Origin of the sequence: Paenibacillus sp. Soil522, assembly GCF_001428245.1 — a bacterium.
Taxonomy (GTDB): Bacteria; Bacillota; Bacilli; order Paenibacillales; family Paenibacillaceae; genus Pristimantibacillus.
Window position 1 is genome coordinate 1 of sequence record NZ_LMRV01000086.1, and the last position, 21,650, is coordinate 21,650.

At 41.8% G+C, this 21,650-nt stretch carries 22 protein-coding genes; 21 read left to right on the top strand and 1 reads right to left on the bottom strand.

The genetic code is table 11. The features are described 5' to 3' along the window. Positions 1–763 precede the first annotated feature (763 nt). The 6 genes from ASG81_RS25245 (at position 764) to ASG81_RS25270 (ending at position 7,762) form a co-directional block, all read left to right on the top strand. Positions 764–3,679, top strand: a complete 2,916-nt coding sequence (locus ASG81_RS25245; RefSeq protein WP_056641059.1) for a glycoside hydrolase family 3 protein — start codon at positions 764–766, stop codon at positions 3,677–3,679. A 358-nt stretch (positions 3,680–4,037) separates the two neighbouring features. Further along, a complete protein-coding gene (locus tag ASG81_RS25250; RefSeq protein WP_235549021.1) occupies positions 4,038–4,400 on the top strand; it encodes a hypothetical protein in 363 nt (120 codons plus the stop codon). A gap of 400 nt (positions 4,401–4,800) precedes the next feature. Continuing rightward, on the top strand, positions 4,801–5,610 hold the full coding sequence (locus tag ASG81_RS25255) for an alpha/beta hydrolase (protein WP_056641003.1): 810 nt from the start codon (positions 4,801–4,803) through the stop codon (positions 5,608–5,610). 376 nt (positions 5,611–5,986) lie between these two features. Next, complete coding sequence (locus ASG81_RS25260) at positions 5,987–6,535, top strand: sigma-70 family RNA polymerase sigma factor (RefSeq protein ID WP_056641006.1); 549 nt, start codon at positions 5,987–5,989, stop codon at positions 6,533–6,535. After that, a complete protein-coding gene (locus ASG81_RS25265; RefSeq protein ID WP_056641008.1) occupies positions 6,522–7,469 on the top strand; it encodes a DUF4179 domain-containing protein in 948 nt (315 codons plus the stop codon). Before ASG81_RS25260 ends, ASG81_RS25265 begins: the two co-directional genes overlap by 14 nt. 20 nt (positions 7,470–7,489) lie before the next feature. Then, on the top strand, positions 7,490–7,762 hold the full coding sequence (locus tag ASG81_RS25270; protein WP_056641011.1) for a hypothetical protein: 273 nt from the start codon (positions 7,490–7,492) through the stop codon (positions 7,760–7,762). A 489-nt stretch (positions 7,763–8,251) separates the two neighbouring features. On the opposite strand, the gene ASG81_RS25275 is transcribed toward ASG81_RS25270, so the two are convergent. Further along, positions 8,252–8,824 carry a GNAT family N-acetyltransferase gene (locus ASG81_RS25275; protein ID WP_056641014.1) on the bottom strand — a complete coding sequence of 191 codons (573 nt, stop codon included), beginning with the start codon at positions 8,822–8,824 and terminating at the stop codon, positions 8,252–8,254. A 193-nt stretch (positions 8,825–9,017) separates the two neighbouring features. On the opposite strand from ASG81_RS25275, the gene ASG81_RS25280 reads away from it, so the two are divergent. From ASG81_RS25280 to ASG81_RS25350, 15 genes are all read left to right on the top strand, one after another. Further along, a complete protein-coding gene (locus ASG81_RS25280; RefSeq protein ID WP_056641017.1) occupies positions 9,018–9,404 on the top strand; it encodes a DUF5071 domain-containing protein in 387 nt (128 codons plus the stop codon). A 465-nt stretch (positions 9,405–9,869) separates the two neighbouring features. Continuing rightward, on the top strand, positions 9,870–10,313 hold a 444-nt coding region (locus tag ASG81_RS25285), incomplete at its 3' end, for a GNAT family N-acetyltransferase (protein ID WP_155971933.1). A 323-nt stretch (positions 10,314–10,636) separates the two neighbouring features. Then, positions 10,637–11,653, top strand: a complete 1,017-nt coding sequence (locus tag ASG81_RS25290) for an aminoglycoside phosphotransferase family protein (RefSeq protein ID WP_056641068.1) — start codon at positions 10,637–10,639, stop codon at positions 11,651–11,653. An 87-nt stretch (positions 11,654–11,740) separates the two neighbouring features. Then, the gene (locus ASG81_RS25295) at positions 11,741–12,250 is read left to right on the top strand and encodes a DUF1572 family protein (protein ID WP_056641020.1); all 510 of its coding nucleotides are present in this window, start codon (positions 11,741–11,743) and stop codon (positions 12,248–12,250) included. A gap of 212 nt (positions 12,251–12,462) precedes the next feature. Further along, on the top strand, positions 12,463–13,590 hold the full coding sequence (locus tag ASG81_RS25300; RefSeq protein ID WP_056641022.1) for a phosphotransferase: 1,128 nt from the start codon (positions 12,463–12,465) through the stop codon (positions 13,588–13,590). Positions 13,591–14,791: 1,201 nt separating this feature from the next. Next, on the top strand, positions 14,792–15,031 hold the full coding sequence (locus tag ASG81_RS33215; RefSeq protein WP_235549022.1) for a DinB family protein: 240 nt from the start codon (positions 14,792–14,794) through the stop codon (positions 15,029–15,031). A 161-nt stretch (positions 15,032–15,192) separates the two neighbouring features. Next, the gene (locus tag ASG81_RS25315) at positions 15,193–15,546 is read left to right on the top strand and encodes a hypothetical protein (protein ID WP_056641024.1); all 354 of its coding nucleotides are present in this window, start codon (positions 15,193–15,195) and stop codon (positions 15,544–15,546) included. A 114-nt stretch (positions 15,547–15,660) separates the two neighbouring features. Beyond that, positions 15,661–15,828: a hypothetical protein gene (locus ASG81_RS32345; RefSeq protein WP_200961611.1), complete on the top strand. Its 168-nt coding sequence runs from the start codon at positions 15,661–15,663 to the stop codon at positions 15,826–15,828. 106 nt (positions 15,829–15,934) lie between these two features. After that, positions 15,935–16,204, top strand: coding sequence for a hypothetical protein (locus ASG81_RS25320; RefSeq protein ID WP_056641028.1), 270 nt, complete (start codon positions 15,935–15,937; stop codon positions 16,202–16,204). Between the two features lie 254 nt (positions 16,205–16,458). After that, complete coding sequence (locus tag ASG81_RS25325) at positions 16,459–16,935, top strand: NUDIX domain-containing protein (RefSeq protein WP_056641031.1); 477 nt, start codon at positions 16,459–16,461, stop codon at positions 16,933–16,935. Positions 16,936–17,089: 154 nt separating this feature from the next. Next, positions 17,090–17,464 (top strand): hypothetical protein (locus tag ASG81_RS33220; RefSeq protein WP_235549023.1); only part of this gene is annotated, 375 nt, incomplete at its 3' end. 616 nt (positions 17,465–18,080) lie between these two features. After that, positions 18,081–18,350, top strand: a complete 270-nt coding sequence (locus ASG81_RS25335; protein WP_155971930.1) for a hypothetical protein — start codon at positions 18,081–18,083, stop codon at positions 18,348–18,350. Between the two features lie 254 nt (positions 18,351–18,604). Beyond that, the gene (locus ASG81_RS25340) at positions 18,605–19,189 is read left to right on the top strand and encodes a GNAT family N-acetyltransferase (RefSeq protein WP_056641039.1); all 585 of its coding nucleotides are present in this window, start codon (positions 18,605–18,607) and stop codon (positions 19,187–19,189) included. Between the two features lie 321 nt (positions 19,190–19,510). Continuing rightward, positions 19,511–19,843, top strand: a complete 333-nt coding sequence (locus ASG81_RS25345) for a PadR family transcriptional regulator (protein WP_056641043.1) — start codon at positions 19,511–19,513, stop codon at positions 19,841–19,843. After that, entirely contained in the window at positions 19,840–21,141 is a 1,302-nt protein-coding gene (locus tag ASG81_RS25350; protein WP_056641045.1) for an FtsW/RodA/SpoVE family cell cycle protein, read from the top strand. The genes ASG81_RS25345 and ASG81_RS25350 overlap by 4 nt, the downstream gene beginning before the upstream one ends. Positions 21,142–21,650 lie beyond the last annotated feature (509 nt).

Consider the following 21,650-nt stretch of genomic DNA (forward strand, 5'->3'; position numbering starts at 1 on the left):
CATCTTCAGGAACTGGATACCTCCGACCGGAATGGTTCGGAGGTATTTCAGGTAAAATGTCTATATTATGTGTAGTCCAGCATGGAAAAGACAACAGATTCTTGTGTCCAAAAGTGATACTCGCCAATGGTGTTCTTCTGCTGGATCGTGGCCATATCTCGTACGGCTTGTTCATCCATCAACTGCCGATAGATGTCGCAATACTCAGCTGCCTAGTCCGAATCATAAGAAGAGCAACCATGTAACGGTAAGAGAGAAATTGAAATATCTGCTATGGAGTTTGCCGAATCAACAGGATTACTCGAAGCCTGATCCGGAAACCAAGGAATGCATGAAGTATATTCCTGCAGGCGGGAATTTTACAGACATTCCGTCCGAATTCCGACCGAGATCCGTTCACTCCGTTCACCGACTATCAGCATCGACTTGTACGCGGTGATCAGAATGAAATCTTTATGCAGCAGGATACGTTTAGTAAAACAATGTAAAAGATTTATCCTGGGAGAGGTCCCTACCATTGAAGCTCCAACGATTGCTGGGTATCACGATGCTTCTGCTCAGCCGCAAGAGAGTCCCTTTGTAGGTAGTGCTGCAAATATAGGCCGTATTGCATGGCAATAATTCCAGCGTTTCTTTATATTGTTCGTATATATGATCGAGGGAGGTTGATGTCTGTATGATGCTATTTTGAGGCCATAAAATCAAGGCTTGAGCACGAATTCTTGAATATAATGCTATGTATGGAGCGTGAGAAAAATTGAAAATCAGCGAGAAGACTACATACCCCTATTGGAACCCCGAACTTCCCCTTGAAGACCGCATAAATGATTTAATTACTCGACTGACGCTAGAGGAAAAGATCGGACTTATGCCTCAGTACCAAATTGCTGTTGAACGGCTTGGCATACAAGCGTACAAGCATGGCACGGAGGCGGCTCACGGGATAGCTTGGCTGGGTGAGGCGACGTATTATCCGCAGCCAATCGGTCTGGCCTGCACTTGGGATAAGGAACTACTTAAGCGGGTTGGTAGTGCGATCGGCGACGAGGCTCGCGGATTCTACAAGCGGAACCCGACGCATAACGGCCTGACACTGTGGGCACCGACGGTAGACATGGAGCGTGACCCGCGCTGGGGGCGGACGGAAGAAGCATATGGTGAGGATCCGGTGCTAGCGGGAAAATTGAGTGCTGCACTGACGCAAGGCATACAGGGCGACCATCCATTTTATCTGAAGGCGGTTGCCACGCTGAAGCATTTTATCGGCAACAACAATGAAGCAGGCCGGGGTGACACATCGGTCAGCCTCGATCCACGGAACCTTCGTGAATATTATCTGAAGGCTTTTGAAATCCCGTTTAAGGAAGGTGGCGCCTTGTCGATGATGACGGCCTACAACGCGATTAACGGTGTGCCGGCGAACCTCAGCCGGGAAGTCATCGACATCGTTAAGCACGAGTGGGGCATGAATGGTTTTGTTGTCAGCGACGCGTTTGATGTGACGGGTACAGTGAGGGATCACCACTACTTGGAGACGATTAAGGAAGCTGTGGCCCGGTCGATCCGGGAGGGCGGCATCGACAGCATTACGGACGAGGCGGACGTGGTGACGAAGGCGATTGGCGAGGCGATTGCGGACGGACTTCTGACGGAAAATGACCTCGATACTGCGCTTAGGAACACGTTTCGTGTCCGATTTCGGCTCGGAGAGTTCGATCCTGCTGAACGAAATCCTTACGCCGCGCTCGACGAGTCGGCGATCCTTCGATCGGAGCATGCGGAGTTGGCGCGAGAAACGACGCAAAAGGCAATCGTACTGCTCAAGAACAGTAATGGCACGCTGCCGTTGCAGGAGGACAAGCTGCGCAAGGTCGCGGTCATTGGCCCTCTGGCAGATATTTTGTGCCGCGACTGCTACAGCGGTACGCTGCCCTATGCAATCACGCCGCTGCAGGGCATCCGCGAGCGGTTGGCGGAAGCCGGGAATTGCGCCGAGACGGTGTACGTCGGTGGAGCCGATCGAGTGAGGCTGAAAGTGGTCAATAGCGAACGATATGTGCGGATTGGTGACGATGACAAGGCTGCGCTGGCGGCGGCAGCGGAGCGAGCGGAGGCTGGAGACTTGTTTTCGGTGGAGGACTGGGGGTGGGGCAGCCATACGCTGATAGCAGAGCGGAATGGCCGTTATCTGACGACAGACGACAAGACCGTACAAGCTTCGGCTCAAGAGATCTGGGGATGGTTTACGAAGGAAGTGTTCCATATTCGATTGCTAGACAGCGATGGTGGGCTGGCAGCGATCTCGACTTGGAACGGGATGCCTGTGACAGTCGACTCCGAAACGGGTGCATTGCTTGTCGGCGACGGCCGTGCGGCAGAGACAGCGAACATTATCAATGTCGGCGGTTTGGCTGAGGTTGGCGGTACAAACGTTGAAACATCGGCTGAGACGTTCGCGTTCGAATGCGTAGCGAACGGCGTGAGCGAAGCCGTCGAAGCGGCTCGTGGTGCCGACGCAGCGATCGTATTTGTCGGCAATCATCCTTTGATCAATGGTAAAGAGACGATGGATCGGCCAGATATTACGCTGCCTGCTTCACAGGAAAAACTGGTGCTTGAGGTGCTGGCGGCGAACCCGAATACGATCGTAGTGGTTGTCGGTAGTTATCCCATCGCGTTGAATGTTATACAGGAGAAAGTGCCGGCAATTCTGTACACGTCGCATGCAGGACAAGAGATCGGCCGGGCATTAGCGGATGTCCTGTTCGGCGATGTCAATCCGGCTGGCCGCGTAAATATGACATGGCATAAGTCCGTCGACGAACTGCCGCATTTTATGGACTACGACATCATTCAGGGTGGTCGTACGTACCAATATTTCGATGGTGAGCCGTTGTATCCGTTCGGACACGGCCTCTCATACAGTGACTTCCGGTATGAAAACCTAATCCTGTCCGAAAACCAGGTCGAAGTCCAAACGTGTGCATCTATCGATGTGACCTGCCGCGTGACCAATACTAGCGACCGAATGGGCGAAGAGGTTGTGCAGCTCTATACACGCTCAGGTGTTTCCCGTGTGAAGCGTCCGCGCCTGCAGCTGGCAGATTTCAGGAGGATTGCGCTGTCGCCGGGCGAGACGGCGAACGTGACGTTCCGCCTGCCGCTTGAATCTCTCGCTATCTGGGATGTGACGCGTGAAAGATTCTGTATTGAAAGCGGCGAATATACGATTTTGCTCGGTGCTTCTTCCGGAGACCTGAGGTTAGAAAGCCGGCTTACGGTCATTGGTGAGAAGATTCCGCCGCGAGACCTCAAGCGGTTAACCCGAGCATCGAACTACGATGCATATGATGGCATCCATCTCACTGCATGCGATGAAGGAGGCAGCGCCGCAATTGTAACCGACGAATCGGGGTGGATCGGGTTCTGCGACGCGGATCTCAGCACAGATATTTCAGCGATAGAGATGCGGGCTACCAGCACGACGGATGCAACCGTCGAAATAAGGCTGAACGGACCGGACGGCCCGCTCGCAGGAAGGTGTTTGATTCCGGCCGGCGGCGAACAGACTTGGCGAAGTTTCTCCTGTGGACTGTCACTCGCGTCCGGACGTCATAACGTTTACCTAGTCTTACAGGGACCGGTATCAATTAGCTGGTTCCGCTTGATGACTGCCTAAGAAATCAAAATATGGTCAATGATGAAAGCCCCGCCGATTCAGGCGGGGCTTTGTAGCGAGCGACAAGGCGATTGAAGGCGGGCTCGTACTGAATTTTCGACCATTGTTGTATTCCCTTTCTTTTTTTATGGTTGTGGTATTATGTCTTTAATTCTATATGATCCAAAAATCGTCTATTACGCTAACCTATCTGGGAATGCCAACGAACATTTCTTGGTCTCCAGGTTAAAAGGGACCTTCCCGGAAGCATGGTTTTTGGCGAATTTGTCGATGACTCGTTAGAGGAAATTAAATCAGAACTTGAGGATAACATTAAGGAACTTCTTGAGGAAGTTCGCTAAACTAACGGGTACGATAATTGAACACCGAAAGGGCTAATTCAAAAATGGAACCTCCAAATGTAGGGAGAGTAATATTCATTAGAAAGAATTGGGGAGATAAAAAGGAGGAGATGAAATTGAATAAGTATGTTGGATATATCGTGGTCAGTGTTGCAGCGATACTAATACCCTTGATAGGGTTATTATATGGATTCTGGGACGCGAATCAACCCAAAACAGGGCCTGTTGGTAATGGCGTACAAATAGCCTTTACCCCAGTTCAACTGCTTGTTAACATTGGTGTTATACTTACAGGGGCTCTCAATCTAATTGTTGCGATAAAAACATATTTGGAACAAAAAAAACCAAACGAAAATGAAAATAAATGCGTAGATGAATGAATAAATGGTTCAAAATTCGGTATGAGCTAGATCATTTAGTTAATGGAGAAACGACATTTTGGTTCTGAAAGTGTGGCAATTTTTATAGACTCTCACCTAATAGATATCATCTTCTCCCTATAACTGGAGATAATCGTTAAGTGGAACTTGGACGAGTGATCTCTCAACTAACGGGTACGATAGTTGAATGCCGAAGGGCTGCCGTATGGTAGCCCTTCGTTAACGGGCAGTTTTCGCTAGTTCCGCCACATTAGAAAAGCATACACAAGAAGCTCATTCCGTGTTATAATTTTCCATATTTTAATTAGAATAGTGTATTCGAATATAATGTTGATTCTCGAGCAAAATCTTCACTCAATGGAAAGATGTAAGGGTCAAATAATCAATTGGGGAGCTAATTATGTTTGATTATCTAATTAAAATGAGATCACAAAATGTAAAGGTTCGATTCTACAGTGATTCATTAGAAAAAGACATGGAAGCTCTAATTTACTTACCTCAAAATTATCTTGAAACAGAAAAATATCCTGTTCTATATCTGTTACATGGTTTTTCAGGAAATCAAAATACCATGTTAGTTTATCATGGCATGGAAAATGTACTAGATAAGCTTATTAGTGATAAGAAAATCGCCCCTCTTATTGTTGTAGCACCTAATTACGAGGGAAGTTACGGTATTAACTCAGCTTTCAAAGCTAGAATATGGAGTCAAAATAAGGATGGTTCAAACAAACGATATGAGGGACGCTATGAAGCCTTTTTAACAAAAGATTTAATCGAATATATTGATGCTAATTTTTCAACGATATCTAATCGTTCAAACAGGTATATTGGAGGATGGTCTATGGGAGGTTATGCAGCTATGCATATTTCCTTTAGAAATATCCAACTTTTTTCGAAAAGTGCTGGGATGGGGACAGGTATTCAGAAAGTTGAAACTAACCAGCAAGTTTATAATTGGATGTATCCTAATGATGAATTAAGGAATAGCAGAGATCCTTTAATGTTAGCTCAAAATATAGATCTTACTTCATTGGAAATCTACTTGAATTGTGGGAGTGACGATTCATTTCTTAAAGCTAACTATGAGTTATTTGAAATACTTCATAATCGAGACTATAAAGTTACTTTTCACTGCAATAATGGTGGGCACACAGCGAAGTACATACAAGAAAACCTGGAGGACTTTGTTCTCTTCTTTGGGAATTAGTGTTGGAAAAAAGCTTAACCACCAAACGATTAAATTAACGGATACGATAGTTCAATGACGAAGGGGCTGCCGCGTGGCAGCTCTTTGCTCCGTATATAGGGGTAGCGCCAACAATTTGACGGTTTTATACGCTAAGCATTAGCGGACATGTATTTGTCCCGTTCTTGACAACCTTAGCGGATGAAAAGAGCCGATTTCGGACCACTTGATGACCGCTAAGGTTGTTTAGCGGTCATTTTGGATGCCTAAATGAGCGAAATGTTAGGAGTCCTTCATGGATGCAAAATCAAGTGAAGTAAACCGCGAGGATTATTTTTTTACGACGGAATGAACTTTTTGGGTTGCCCAAAGCTCTTAGTAATAGAGGGGTGTAGACATGGATGTAGTAAACGTGGTTAAGGTAGCAAAAAAGGGGGACAAGGAGGCCTTGCTTCAGTTGATTTTAGCAGGAAAAGACGCGTATTATCGGTTGGCTTATTCCTACATGAGGAATGAAGCGGACGCCATGGATGTCTTGGAGGATATGGTCGTGAAGCTTTATGAGCAGATTGGCCAATTGAGGAAAGAAGAGTCCTTTTATACCTGGAGCAAGACCATTCTGGTCAATCAATGCAAATGCTCGCTGAAAAGAAACAAAAAGGTAATTCCGCTAGGAGACCAGCTAGATGTGAGCAAGACGCGCGTCAACTCGACCGGTATATCGGATTACCGCCAAGTGGACGAGCAGTTGGATTTACAAGCGCTATTGCTCCATTTGAATACTGACCAACGCGAAGCCATTCAACTCAAGTATTATCATGATCTGGATTATGGTTCGATTGCCGCGATGACCCGCGTTTCGACGGGAACGGTCAAATCAAGAATTTATCAAGGCCTTCAGAAACTGAGAGCGTTATACGGGAGGAATACAGATGAGCAACATTGAAGATCGGTTGTTGGAAGAGAAAGTGCGGTTAAGTGAACTTTCCGCCCCTGAAGAGTTGGAAGCAAGATTAAGAAAGGCGTTAAACACCGTAGATCCCAGAAGTAAAGCGAAATGGAATGTAAAAAGAAATTGGAGAATCGCGGCAGCAGTTCTTGCGGTCATGCTGTTCGCCAGCGACCATTATCATGCGTTAGCCTACTACGGTAAGACGCTGCTCGGCTTCGACGAAGTCGTAAACGGTACACTTAGCGAGCTTAACGAGCAAGGAAAGGGGCAGACTCTTAACGAGCAGGCCCTGTTGCCGGATGGAACCAAGCTTACCATCAATGGCATCATGTCGGATGAAAATCAGTTTATATTGTACTATACCTTGAACAATCCGAACGGGTTGCGGAATTACGATATTTTTTACCCTCTTGAGATCAAAGGTTTTCAAACGGATTCCCAGTTTCAATCCGGGGGATCCGGGCCAATCGAAGGGCGTACGGAGACCAAAGGATTCATCACTTTCGAGCCGGTCAGCCCACTTGCCAAGGAATTAACGCTAACTTTTCGGGGGGAACGCCCAGGAAACGATCAAATTCGGGAGATTACGTTCCCTTACCGCCCGGACGAGGCGATGCTAACCAAGATCAAACAGTCCGTGAATATTACTATTAATAACCAACCGATAACCATCGGTACGATCACTGCAACTCCGACGATGACTTTGATTGAAGGTACTCTTCAAGTGGAAAATGAACAACTGAAGCAAGCCGTACGGAACGGAATTGATCTGATCGCCAATGGAGATTCGGTACCTTTATTCAGCGACGCATGGACGCCCCGGACTGGAGCTTTTTCACTGCAGTATGATGTCCTACCGGAAAATCTTCAATCCTTGCAGCTTATCTTTAAGAAAACTGGTGACACGGTGCAGATACCTGTTAAGTAATTTAAGGTGAGGGAAGCGCTATGGATCCAGTGATTTGCTTGGCCAAGAAGGTCGAAACATTGAAGAGGCTTGAAACATATGGTTATCAAATTGCTTTTTATATACTTCAAAATGAGGATCTTGCTATTGAAGCAATAAAGACGGTGCTGATCGAACTCAGTATGGATGATAAGTTTTTTAGGAAAACTCTAACTGATCAGCTACAAATCATGAAAAGAACTAGCATGAATAAATCAATAGCGGTAAAGCAAAATTGTTTAATTCGGCATTTACGGCAGGCCGAGGTTAACTAAACCTCGCCACCTCTCAAAATTGGAAGCGACTAGGATGAGAGGTGCATCCTAGTTGCTACTGTCAGCAGTACCATAATTGGATGGAGAACGATAGCACAATAAAAGCAGTGACAGTCTAGGTCTTTCGGGTTCCTAGTCCGTCACTGCTTTTTTAACGAGTCAGTCTAATAAATGGAATTTGATACTCGGCTTGTCGGGTGATCGTGCCGTTTTAGCTTAGAGTAAGAAAAAACGCCATTCCGGAAGTGATTCAGAGCTTAGCGTATATTTTCGTTAAAATGTTGGCGGGGCCCCATATAGTCAGAGTTTAGTGTTCAAGGAAAATAAAGTATTAGACTGGTGGTGTTGATCCTACGGGGTTTTTCGAATTACAAAATAATCAGGCTTCGTAAAATAAGTATTAGACTGACCCTAATAATAGAAACAGCGGCAGCCAGAAATGTGAAAATAGAGTCTAGACTGCCGCTGTTTTATTGCTATCGTTCTTCATTAGTTGATCTTTGAAAGATGCTCAACATATTCATCCTTGGTTAGCCCGAACAAAATGGTATTAAAATATCGTCCATTAGTATAGAAGACCTGGCGACGAACCCCTTCTTGAACACACCCGACTTTTTTCATCATTGCAACGGAGGCTTCGTTTCCTTCAAGTACGGAATCATTGAACTTATTTAGTCTACGTTCGAAGAAAGCGTACTTTAAAAGTATGTTTACTGCCCTTGTGCCGTAACCATTGCCTCGGTGGTCTCTGTCAATTTGAATACCGATGCTAAACGTACCGTTTCTTTCATCGATGCTGTTTAGGTTGATCCCACCGACATTTTCACCGTTCAAGTTTTCGATAGTAAACATAAGACGATTCGCTGAGAAATCAGAAAATGATTCTGCAAATGATTTTGCCTCTGTAATTGTAGGAGGCAATTCAACCGCACACTCTAAAAGGCGCCGTGCAGGAGTATCAAAACGGTTGATATAGTGATTCTCCCAATCTTCTGGTTTTATTGCTCGCAATCTTATTGCTTCATCCTGCCAAAAATAATTACTGTAATCTATATCTCGCATATGTGCCTCCAATAATTTTATGTGTTCAAACAATTTTAACCCTAAAATCAAACACGCAGATAATATTTTTTCGTTATATGTAAACTTTCCAGACGTATCGTTAGTCTAATACTTTATTTTCTTTCAAAAAGGATATCTATTTGAATTGGCGAATAGCAGAAAAAAGTGCCGTAAACCTAGGGAGTTGGAGTGGATGGATCACAATGAATTAATACCAAGAAATAAATTTGATTACGAGCGAGCAGAACAATTGAAAAAAGCAAATAAGGAAAATGTATTACTGGTTCTGCCTCAATTACTTGAGTGGCTTCGAGACATAAACTGGCCGATCGCGCAAGATATAGAGGATGTGCTTGTAGATTTTGAAGATCATTTGATACCTCATATTCGGGTTGTTTTGAATTCTGATGATGGCGGATGGAAATTCTCTTTGCTCTATGGGTTAATAACTCGTCTATCAAATCAACAACTGTTGGAGCTAAAGAATGATCTTTTACGGATGAAATATCAGCCAACTAAGGATGAAGAAGCCGAGGACTTTGAGGGAAAAGTTGATGAGTTATTAGCGAGGATCAATTGAACTAACGGGTACAAGAGCTCAATAACTCCTCATTAAAGAATTGAAGAAATAGGGACTTAAAATGTAATCCAATTGTAACTTTCGTTTTATCTCCTGTTAATGTTTTCAGGGTAATATAGACCTTGACCCCCTTTTTGATATATAAACTTGAACCCGCGGCCCGTTGCTTAGCGGGTTCCTTTTTTGTTTTAAACATTTCCTTTCAATGTGTTGCTTTATTGAAGTAACTGGCAGGATAACGTGGTGAATGATCAAACTGAGTCAGGACTCGAGACTTCTTTTTTATAACAGTTTTATACCAATCGTGAAGAATTAATTAGTAGTATACTATTGGATGTGTGTCCCATTATTGAAGGGAGTGGTGTGGTATGAAGAATATCTTYGCTGTCGTGRTTGTTACGGAGGAAGTTCAATTATAATCACAGAGGAATTCCTCTGTGATATCAAAATTCTGGAGGAATTTATGTGGTTATTGAATTAAAGCCAGTATCAATTGAGAATTGGTACGATTGTACCAAGTTAAATGTAAAGCAAGAACAAAATAGTGTTTTTCCAGCTCCTGTTGTTTATTGGATTGCAGAATCTAAATACGTTCATGATTTTGAGTTGCATGCAATATATTCGGAGGCGTTACTAGTCGGATTTATTGTCTTTTGTAAAAACCCCGACGAAGACGGTAACCATTGGATACCTGCACTTATGATTGATGAGAATCATCAAGGAAATGGTTATGGYAAAACAGCAATGAAAAAATTAATTGATCTTATGAGTCAAAATGGTTGTAAAAGATTAATGATCGGACACAGACCCGACAACTTGATTGCTGGGAACCTGTATGAATCCTTGGGGTTTCAAAGGGCTAGTGAAGAAATAATTGACGGTGAAATCATACGTTTTCTACAACTTAATNGACAACTTGATTGCTGGGAACCTGTATGAATCCTTGGGGTTTCAAAGGGCTAGTGAAGAAATAATTGACGGTGAAATCATACGTTTTCTACAACTTAATAAATATGGCTGTCAGTAAATTACTGGAAGCGGTGGTTCAACTAACGGGTGCGATAGTTGAACAAACAAGGAGCATTTGCCGCGGCATCTGCTCCTTCTTTTTATTAAGTTAACTGGGAGGATAATGTAATACTCGTTCAGAATTAGTATTGATGGATTGAGTGTAGGTGATGTTATATTTTCGAAATAATAATGCCATAAAACATAGAGAGGAATATAAAAAATTGAGTGACATACAGTACAATTTGCAATTCGAAAAACTGTGTATGATGTTGCAGCTAGGAGAGTTGGTTGGTACGCCAGAAGCGTTGACAGGCGGGCTATTACACAGAATGTATGCTATTAAAACCACGCATGGAAAATATGCAGTTAAAGCGTTAAACCCTCAAATAATGATTAGACCTACGGCAATGCAAAACATAATCAATTCAGAACGAATTGCCAATATTGCAGCCAATAATGTACCTGCTCTTCCAGCTAAACAATTTAATAGCGCTTCCGTGCAACAAATAGACAATCAATGCTACCTTGTGTTCGATTGGGTAGATGGCAGAAGTCTGAAACCTAATGAAATCAATACCGTTCACTGCGAAAAAATGGGTGAAATTGTTGCAGAAATCCATATGACGGATTTTTCAGAGTTAGGTATCGTTAATAATTGGTCCAATAGTGCACAGCTGACGGATTGGAATTACTATTTGCAACAAGGGCAAAAAAATAATGCATTGTGGGTTAGCCTGCTGGTTGAAACTATTGATCAGCTGTACGACTGGAATGCTCAAGCGAATAATGCAGCAAAACTGCTTGCATCCAATATGGTTATTAGCCACGGGGATTTAGATTCTAAAAATGTGATGTGGAACCAAGACACTCCCATCCTTATTGATTGGGAAGCATCCGGCTATATAAATCCAATGCAAAACTTGACTGAAACTGCTATTTATTGGTCTGAAAACGAAACAGGGAACATGGACAAGGAAAGATTTTCAGCTTTTATAGGCGGATATAAAAAGAGATACGGTCCACTTCAAGCAAATTGGAAAATGGTCTTGGAAAATGGGTTTTTAGGAACGCTAGGCTGGCTGGAATATAGTTTAAAACGATCTTTATGGATTGAATGTACAGACGAAAAAGAACAGCAGATGGGGACAGATCAAGTTACAGGAACAATAACTGCCATTAGACGTTATGCAGATCAGATCTCTGAAATAGAACAATGGCTAAATGACGAGAATAGTTGAATATTCTTTACTTGAGATAGTTACTGAAGAACGAATGTTTAGTACTCTATGCATGTAAACCATGGAAAATGAAGGGTGTGTGTATTGTTGGATATCTCCATTTCTTTAGTTGAAAGCATGTTAAGCAAGTTTAAAGCTGATAAAAAATGGCTTCTTCAAGCAATTGAACAACTAGATGAGGAAGATATCAGTTGGTCTCCAACTAACGAAAGCAACAGTATAGCCAATCTGATATCTCATATTAGAGGGACTGCCCATTCAAGAATTGAAATCTTACTTTACAAAATACCTGATACTAGGGACAGAGATAAAGAGTTTGAACGAGGTCTTAAACTTTCGAAAGAGCAAGCTTTAATAATGGCTACTGAAGCATTCGATATTATTATTAAGTACCTAGAGTACTTGAATTCACATCCCGAAATGTTATTATCTCAACCGTTTCTTGATATGCCACCGCTAACTTATAGTGCTGTAAATAATCAGACAACAGCACTTAACTTGATGATACAGATGGTAAGGGAAATTAATTACCACATAGGTCAAATAAATTACATAGCAAAGATGAGGAAGGGACCATTAGTATGGAAATACGATTAAAGACTGCTTAAGCTTTTTTTTTAATGGGTATGGTTATTTAGAGTCATTACTCTAACGGGTACGACAGCTCAATAAAGACATTGAAGTCAGCCGGTTTGCTTGGGCGGCTGCCTTTCTAAAACGGGCAGATTTATCTAACGTAACCTTTACTCGTGATCTAAGAGAAACGATAGCCTGCCAAACTGCTCCTTCAGTAAGAGAAAGGGTGACGTATGAGTATACAAAGGATTTCAGAAAGAATTGACAAGGATCGGCTTCAAACTTTATCCAATAGTCTCCTCCAATCCGATATCGGATTTGTTACGAATTGGTGCTGCGATCCAATTGGTCCGGTTAACCGTAATTTCGTGACTGGCGGGGTCTACCGAATTTCGGGAATGACCGATATAGGCGAAGGAGTTAGCCGGTCCTGGTCGTTTATTCTAAAAGTTGTAAATGCCGACCCTAAACGAGATGATCCGGCTCATTATAATTATTGGCGGCGTGAAATAATGGTTTACGACTCAGAATTACTTCGAAATTTACCTGCAAATATTACGACCCCGGAATGCTTTGCGATCGATGAAAAGGACGACGGATCGGTATGGTTGTGGCTGGAGGATATGACGCACGAGCCGCGACAATGGGAGTGGAAGGATTATGCATTCGTAACGGAAAAGCTCGGGGAGTTCCAATCTGCCTACCTGCTTGGTAAGCCGCTGCCCGAATTCCAATGGGTGAATCGTCAATGGATGCGTTCATGGATAAATGAATGTTATCTATACCGGTATGTGCCTGATAAAAAAAATAAAGAAATTCTGTTAGCCGATAAGAGAGTGGCCGCTATAATCAATCAGTTCACCCTATTAGAAGCATCGATCAGCGACTGGTTAATAGCACTCGAGAATCTGCCCAAGACGTTTGCTCATCAGGATTTTTACGAACAGAATATCATGTTGAATATCGATCAGCAACAAGAAGGAAAACTTACCTTGATCGACTGGCAGTTCGCAAGTATTTCAGGGATAGGAGAGGATTTAGGTCGATTTTTAGGGTTATCCGTCAGCCGGGGGCAAGTGCCGATTGAACAATTTAAGGAGTACCGGGAGTTATTTATGTCATCTTATATAAAGGGAATAAGACGCGCTGGATGGCTTGGCGACGAGAACCTCCCCCGCCTCGGCTGCCTTGCCGCTTTTGCCTTGCGTTCGATATGGGAAGTACCAAAACTGCTAAAGAAGCTGGAACAAGATCCGGACTCACCAGAGAGTCTTCAACTGATGTTCATCACGGAACAACAGATGGAAGCTGCGATAGAAGTCGAGCGATTGCGGATGAACTCGATGTTGAGTAAAGGTTAATCAAGAAAATAATTGCTCTTGGGTCCGACAGATTGGGCTGTAACGAAAAGGAGCGGACTCCTTGCAGTTTTGTCGGTAAACCGAATTATCGTGTTACCTAACGGGTACGATAGTTGAAACAGATGCCATGGAGCTGTGTGGGATTACAGGAAACACTATTATTAATTGAAATATAAGATATTATGTCTCTAGATTGCCTTACTTCAGGAATAAAAAATATGAAAAAGGAGAACAAGCAATTATGTTAAGATGCTCTTGGTGTATGAAGAAAATTAAAGAAGATAACCCTTGTTTTGGTCTGGATGTTAAATTTAAAGAAGGTATAGATATTAATGAGCAGGAAGGGAAGATAATCTCATTACAATTAACGAGTAGAAATACAAGTGTACCATTTATTGTTGTGGCAAGTGGATCAGAAGCTAAACAACAAGGTACCGATGGAATTTTTGCAATTTGTAGTGAGAAGTGCGGAACCAAAATGAAAAGTACATTAGATAAAGAAATCGATTTATTTTCTGGTTACTCAACAATATTNGATGGAATTTTTGCAATTTGTAGTGAGAAGTGCGGAACCAAAATGAAAAGTACATTAGATAAAGAAATCGATTTATTTTCTGGTTACTCAACAATATTGAGTGAACTTATGTGATATATATTTTTTTATTAGCTCGAAAAGGATTGTCCTTCAAATCAATAACTTTGACATTGACCTGACCAGATTGAAATTCCCTAGAAAAAGTGATTTGGCTACGAACAAGTGCTATCTCCAATTTATAAAATGTGGAAATAAGCTTTATGTAGGAGATAAGATGAAATACCATTATAATGAAGGACATCTTGATTATTTACATTTGACTTGCGAATCTTTCACTTTCGATTAAGCTAACGGGTACGATAGCTCCAAGGAACACGTAGAAACGGCAGCCGGCATAACGGCTGTCGTTTTCTCGACTAACGAGCAGGATAATTTAACCAAATAGCGAATAGCGGATAACAGTAGGTTCAAGTAATCGATGAGACGAAGAGGGGGAAACCGAAATGAAGACGATCAAGTGCATGATGGACCACCTGTACTGGGCGGACGGACGCATCTTGGACGCACTCGAGGAGAGTGAGACGAAGAACAAGGACCTTCTGAAGCTGGTTCGGCACGTCGCGGTCGCGGAACGAGTCTGGCTGTCCCGATTGCAGGGCAAGGGCGATGTTCGAAGAAAACGCCGAGCAATATCGCGTCTATATCGAAGGGCTCGAGGAATCCGAGTTGGACGAGATGATCGACTATGCGAACCAGAGCGGGGTTCCGTTCCGAACGTCCGTCCGGGACATCATGTCGCAGGTCCTCTTACATGGGCAATATCACCGGGGACAGATCAACCGGGCACTTCGGATCGAATCGGCAGAGCCTGTCCAAGTTGATTACATCACGTTCGCGAGGCTCTAACAGGGCCTAATAATCACCATTACTTGGAATGGAATTGGCATTAAACTAACGGGAGACAAGAGATCAATAAATTAAACCGTAAGACTGCGGCGGATGCTGCAGCCTCGATCATCTCGAATTTCTTGAAGAAATTTACAATCAGGAGAAGACAGGAGGAGACAATGAATCCTTTTCCGGAAGAATATGAATTTATCGAATTGTTTGAATCACTTCCCGAACAACTCGATAAAAGTGTTCCTTTTTTTTATAACAACAATGTTTACAAATTAAGTAGGTCCAATGGCGATTTATTCTTTGAAATGGAACCTGGAAGTCACTGGTCCAGAGTTGCTTGGAAGCAAGCTGAAAGTTTCTTAATTGATTTGACTCTTGATAATATTAAAGGGATAGAAATTGAAAAACGAAATGGAAATGAATATTTACACTTTTATTTTTATGAGAATCAAGGTTTAAAACCATTGATAATAAGGACTAAACCTGAAATTTCAATGGTTTGGGGGACAACGAGAGATTAGATGTTTATTGGTCTTATAGCCCTCGGTATCGTTCAGCTATTAGTTTAACAAGGAATCATCTATTGTGTTTATAGAAATGTTTATGAAGGATAAGTCTAGGAGGTAAACAGAGTTATGTCACATCCGTATGAGCAATTTGAAGGCACCTCATTATGGGAAGTTATAAATAAAGGGATAAACGACCTTGTAGTAAATAATGACCTTGAAGAAATAACACAAAGAGAATACATAGTAGGTTATCTTTGTAAGTTAATTAATGAATCAATAATTACAAAACCCTAAACTGCCGTTATTGAACTAACGGGTACGATAGTTCAATGGGGAAGGCTACCGGAGGTTCGGCGGCCTTGTTCAACAGATGGCAGAATAACTTAACCTAGAGGGGGATTTGAACCTGGACAAATTGAGCACAGTGTGGGCAAACTTTGTCGCAGAGGAAATGGGGCGCTTTCCCAATTTCTATCCAATAGCTGTTTACACAACCCGTGAAAAAGCCATCGAAGATCTAGATGGGTTACCTCAAGATGTTAACTACCAGCTTCTTGAATTACCTTTAAACCAAAACTTTGCTTATTATCACAAGAAATCAGGTAAGTTGGTTGGTATGGATGCGATCTATCATGAGCATTTTCACTACAAAGCAAATGCAGAAAAATAAAACGTAAAATGCCGAATCAAAGTATCGTCGTATTAAACTATCGGATACGATAGTTGAAACGATCCAGGGAGCAGTTTGCCGCGGCAGCTGCTCCTCATTGTTTATTAAGCTAAAAGGCAGTTATGCTTAATTGTGTTGAAGGAAAATAAAAAGATCATTTATAGGATACGTATATAAAGGTATAGTTTTTTATTATTTCACGTAATAATTCCCTCACGCTATAATTTCCATAAAGTGAAGAGGGGGAAACAAAAATGAATGTATCTTGTTCTGCAGCTGGTTTGATCGTGAAAGATGACCATGTACTTCTTGTAAAAGTTACTTATGGAGCAAATAAGGGGTATTGGATGCTGCCAGGAGGCTTTGTTAATGAAGGTGAAACATTTCAAGAAGCCGCAATAAGAGAAGTCGAAGAAGAGACTGGATTGATTACAAAAGTCAAAAGACTTGTTGGGGTAAGAAACGGAGTTAGAGCTCTTCCGAATGGGACAGAACACGGGATATACTTTGTCTTCGAAATGGAGGTAAAGTCAGGTGCTATATGTGCTGACGGAGTTGAGGTTGCTGAAGTCAGTTTCATACCAATACAAGAAGCATTGCAAGATCCAATGGTTATCAGCTTAACAAAAGAATTAGTGCGTTCATTTATCTCCACTAATAATGGATTATCTCAACTACATAATTCATTTCAGACTAACAATATCTGGGTCAAATATGAAGTCTTAGCTTGAATTTGAAGTAGTCATTAAGCTAACCGGTACGATAGTTAATACGATCCAGGGATCAAATTGCTGTAGTAGCTGCTCCCTTTTTTGTAGAAGTAACTGTCTATCGGAAGTGGGGTTCTTCATCGAATGAATTACATTTAATAAAAGGAGACTGAGGATGGAAATGAAAACCAGCATAGAATGTGCTAACAAACGTCTGGCAATAACAAAAGAGATATTAGAGGAACTTCAATTATTGAATCGGCTGGCTAAAATAGGCYTACCCATAGTTGTAGGGGCGACTGCTTACGGATTAATTGTTAATCCTGACATTGATATCGAAATTTACTGTATTGAACCGAAAGCAGAAGATGGTTTTRCCGTGCTTACAGAAATATCAAAACACCCTAAAGTTAAAGAAATTAAATTCAAAAACTGTCTGGAAACATCAGACCAAGGATTATATTTTCAAATTAGGTATCTACACTATGACGTTCATTGGAAAATCGACATGTGGATATTGTTAAACTCCCTAAGCTACTCGTTCGGTTGCNCCGTGCTTACAGAAATATCAAAACACCCTAAAGTTAAAGAAATTAAATTCAAAAACTGTCTGGAAACATCAGACCAAGGATTATATTTTCAAATTAGGTATCTACACTATGACGTTCATTGGAAAATCGACATGTGGATACTAGCAGAAAATCATCCAGGTCCTACAGCTAGAGAATTTCTAAATCCTATGTTAGATGCACTTACTGAGGAAACACGTGAGGCAATAATCGAAATAAAAGAGGAATTGATTCAACGCGGAGAGAAATATCCATCAATATACATTTATCAGTCTGTTTTAGACGGTAATGCACGAACCATTGAGGATTTCTACAGATGGTATGANATTGATTCAACGCGGAGAGAAATATCCATCAATATACATTTATCAGTCTGTTTTAGACGGTAATGCACGAACCATTGAGGATTTCTACAGATGGTATGATGCTAATAATAAACCTACTGGTTTAACAGATTGGGTTCCCTTACGTAAGGATAGTTCATTACGCTAACGGGTACAAGAGCTTAATAAGCAACTATACAGAGGCTACCGGCAAACGACAACCTTGCAATGTTCTAATATATTGTAAAATGCAGATGTTGAAAATACGGAGGTAATGATGAAAAAACATTTTTTTCGAGCTGTCGCTGTAGGATTAATATTTGTAATTATTTTTTATGCATTTCAGATTGTACAAGGTATGTATCATACAATGAAATTTGTTCCAGATATTGTCGAGTCATATGAGTCAGTTGATTATCTGCAACATAAAGTTTCATTTGGAGATAAATCAAGCTCAATTTGGCGTGCAGTAGAAATACCGGGATTGATGCTGCTTGGAATAGTGATTTATTATACAGTGAGGAAATTGAGAAGGAAGAAATAGTGTAAATACCTGAGAAATCGGTATTGCGCTAAACGGGTACGAGAGCACAATAAACACCAGGAACGGCAGCCGGCCCATTTGATCCGGGTGCCTTTTTCTAACCTCCCTCGGAGTACGATAACTCGGCCGGATGGTCGGAAGCCTTCTCAACGGGCAGGTTAGTTATAATTGTTTTCTACAGACAATGATTTATAAAAGTTTGCTATTATTCTTCATAGAGGAATCGCCCCATAAATTATGAAGGAGTCAAGCTGATGATAGACAATACCTATTCCGTTTCGGAAGAAAAGCCTTTTACAATCGTCTGTAAGGATGTCATTTTAAGAGAATTTATAGCTACTGATTTAGATGCATTTCACGCCTTAACCTGGCAGCCTGAAATACATGAATATTTGCCGGGTTGGAACGTAGCAAAAGAACAGCGGGAAAATTGGTTTATAAATTATGAAATACCAGAAAACAAACAATTTTTAAATGCTTTATCGCAAGGCGGTGAAATTGGTGAGCTTCGACTTCGATTGGGAATAGTACTTAAAGAGTCGGGTGAGTTTATTGGTTGGTGCTGTACTGGAATCAAAGACGAACTGCCTGCTCCAAACCGAGAGATAGTGTTTGCCATATCCAAGGACCATAGAGGAAAAGGTTACACCACACAAGCTGCCCAAGGGTTAGTCAAGTTTTTATTTGAGTATACCAACGTTGAGGAGCTTATTGCTATTGCTCTTTTACGTAATACACCTTCAAATCGCGTAATACAAAAGAGTGGGTTTAGCTTTAAAAGTACAATCGTCATAGAAAACGAGAAATATAATTATTATAAAGTTAGCAAGAGCACGTAGAACGTAGATGAATTTACTGCGCTAACGGGTACGATAGTGGAGCAAGTTGCCGCGGTGCAGATGCTCCATTTTTTCACTCAACTAAAGGACAGTTAGCTGAGGAGCTTGCTACGTGAATAGCTCCTTTTTGGTTTGTTGAACGGGCAGTTTAGTGTTACATAAACAGGTTGTCTCAGGCGTCAAACAGCAGCCTGTTCAACTTCCGGGTACCAAATGTTTATCGGAAATGGTTGAACTTGATTATTTACGATATTTCCAATATCATTATACATAGATATACGATGCCTAGTAATTCGATGCTATGACGAAGGAGGCGGTCTTTTGAAAATTAACAAAGAACTTTTGAAGGGAAGCACAGTCGGTTTAGTTTTAAAGATGCTGGATCAAAAGGACATGTACGGGTACGAAATCATCAAAGAAATGCAGCAAAAATCCGGCGGTGTTTTTGAGTTTAAGGAAGGGACCTTGTATCCGATCCTGCACTCTTTGGAAACAGACGAGTTGGTCACAGCCTATTGGGAAGTGAAGGAATCACGTAATCGCAAATATTACCGGATTACGCCCAAGGGTCAAAAGCAGCTGTTAGAAAAAAAGCGAGAATGGAATTTGTTTCGTAACGCTGTAGATGGTGTTCTTGGGGAGGGGAGTGTATGACAAATATCGGCACCCGCCCGGAAATCGTTCTTTTTCTTGATTCAGTATGCGGCCAAGTCAGAGCCAAAAAGCTTCACTATGATATTAGGGAGGAATTATCTGCACATCTTGATGAGCTGGTAAAAGAAAACCTCGCCAACGGAATGACAGATAAGGAAGCAGTTGATCTAGCGGTTACTCGTATGGGTGAGCCCTACCAAATCGGAAGACAGCTCGATCATACTCACCGTCCCAGGACGGATTGGTTCATGTTTGTTTTGGTTGCATTACTATCCGGAGTAGGATTGCTGGCCATGTACAGTCTTCAAACTAACTATACCGGACCGGCAAGATACGATTATTTCGATCGAAAAATGTTTCTCATTGGTATTGGTGCTGTTTTGATGGCTATCCTATGGGCATGTGATTATCAAAAAATGAAGAAATACTCGGAGTACATATTTGGTTTTGGAGCTTTATTACTGATATTGGTGAATTTTTTCGGTACTAATGTGAATGGACAGTCTGCATGGTACGTATTCGGTGCTTTTGCTTTCTATATTCCGACCGTTTCGATATTGTTGATGATTGTAGGGTTTGCCGGAATCAAACCATTGAGGGAACATGACTGGAAAGGTAGCATTCTGCTTATCACTTATCGAGGGATATTGCCTATTCTCTTATTAATGAATACAAACGCTTTGACGATGGCCACCTTGTACTCGCTGATATTTATCTTTTATTTGTGGTTAACGAAGCGTTATGTGTGGCAGGTTATTGCCTTTGTAGGCAGCAGCGTTTTGTTGATGGCTTACGCTCTCTTAGGCAAGAACAATATATTTACACGAGAATTCGGATATTTGAATCAGACTGATGATCCGTATGGCAGCGATTATAATATGATCACGCGTTCTTTGGATACGATGCAATCTGCCGGCTGGTGGGGAAAAGGTGAATTTCCTTCGACTATTCGTTTTCCTCAAGCCGATGGGTTCCTTCCTAGTTTCATAAATTATTTCGGCTGGGTAGCAGGGACTGCCGTTCTTTTATTAATCATGGGGTTTATTGGTAAGACGGTCATCGCTTCCACAAAGATAAAGGACGAATATGGCAAACTTATGTTTGCAAGCATTGGGGCACTGTTTGTCATACAATTTATATGGGCGGTTGCAATGATATTTGGATACGCTCCGCTTGTCGGCATCACACTGCCATTTTTAAGCTATGGAGGTACTGATCAGATCATCCAACTCGCGGCTATGGGCCTGTTGCTTGGTATATATCGCCGCAGAGGCATGGTCCCCGTTCAAGCAAATTGAACAAATAGAATGCGCAGAAAACAGCTGAATATTATTTTGCCGGTTTTAAAAAACTTCACCTAATTCATGGAAGAAAGATTGATTTTATTACTAAACTAACGGGTACGATAGCATCATGACAACAGGCTACCGGCATTATTTGCAGCCTGTTCAGCTAACGGGCAGATTAATGGAACTATTATCTTACATATACGTCTAATAATTGTTTGGAANACATGTACTCGCAAATGCTGGCCGATGAGTAGTTGATTGAACTAACGGGTACGATAGCACCATGACAACAGGCTACCGGCATTATTTGCAGCCTGTTCAGCTAACGGGCAGATTAATGGAACTATTATCTTACATATACGTCTAATAATTGTTTGGAAACAAAATGAAGAGGAAGTGAACCCAAATGAAAGTGATTAAATTTATTAATGTTGTAGTGTTTTCTATGTTTTTCTTTGGTTTTTGTATTCCCGTCAATGCAGCAATGAATGTTGATTCCGTCAAAATCGAGTATGCAA

Bases quoted from the DNA above. Each gene is read 5' to 3' on its own strand.
- ASG81_RS25280 (WP_056641017.1), top strand. From the start codon at position 9,018: ATGGATCACAATGAATTAATACCAAGAAATAAATTTGATTACGAGCGA.
- ASG81_RS25315 (WP_056641024.1), top strand. From the start codon at position 15,193: ATGAATCCTTTTCCGGAAGAATATGAATTTATCGAATTGTTTGAATCA.
- ASG81_RS25270 (WP_056641011.1), top strand. From the start codon at position 7,490: ATGGATCCAGTGATTTGCTTGGCCAAGAAGGTCGAAACATTGAAGAGG.
- ASG81_RS25325 (WP_056641031.1), top strand. From the start codon at position 16,459: ATGAATGTATCTTGTTCTGCAGCTGGTTTGATCGTGAAAGATGACCAT.
- ASG81_RS25340 (WP_056641039.1), top strand. From the start codon at position 18,605: ATGATAGACAATACCTATTCCGTTTCGGAAGAAAAGCCTTTTACAATC.
- ASG81_RS25335 (WP_155971930.1), top strand. From the start codon at position 18,081: ATGATGAAAAAACATTTTTTTCGAGCTGTCGCTGTAGGATTAATATTT.
- ASG81_RS25300 (WP_056641022.1), top strand. From the start codon at position 12,463: ATGAGTATACAAAGGATTTCAGAAAGAATTGACAAGGATCGGCTTCAA.
- ASG81_RS25255 (WP_056641003.1), top strand. From the start codon at position 4,801: ATGTTTGATTATCTAATTAAAATGAGATCACAAAATGTAAAGGTTCGA.
- ASG81_RS32345 (WP_200961611.1), top strand. From the start codon at position 15,661: ATGTCACATCCGTATGAGCAATTTGAAGGCACCTCATTATGGGAAGTT.
- ASG81_RS25265 (WP_056641008.1), top strand. From the start codon at position 6,522: ATGAGCAACATTGAAGATCGGTTGTTGGAAGAGAAAGTGCGGTTAAGT.
- ASG81_RS25260 (WP_056641006.1), top strand. From the start codon at position 5,987: ATGGATGTAGTAAACGTGGTTAAGGTAGCAAAAAAGGGGGACAAGGAG.
- ASG81_RS33215 (WP_235549022.1), top strand. From the start codon at position 14,792: ATGTTCGAAGAAAACGCCGAGCAATATCGCGTCTATATCGAAGGGCTC.
- ASG81_RS25275 (WP_056641014.1), bottom strand. From the start codon at position 8,824: ATGCGAGATATAGATTACAGTAATTATTTTTGGCAGGATGAAGCAATA.
- ASG81_RS25350 (WP_056641045.1), top strand. From the start codon at position 19,840: ATGACAAATATCGGCACCCGCCCGGAAATCGTTCTTTTTCTTGATTCA.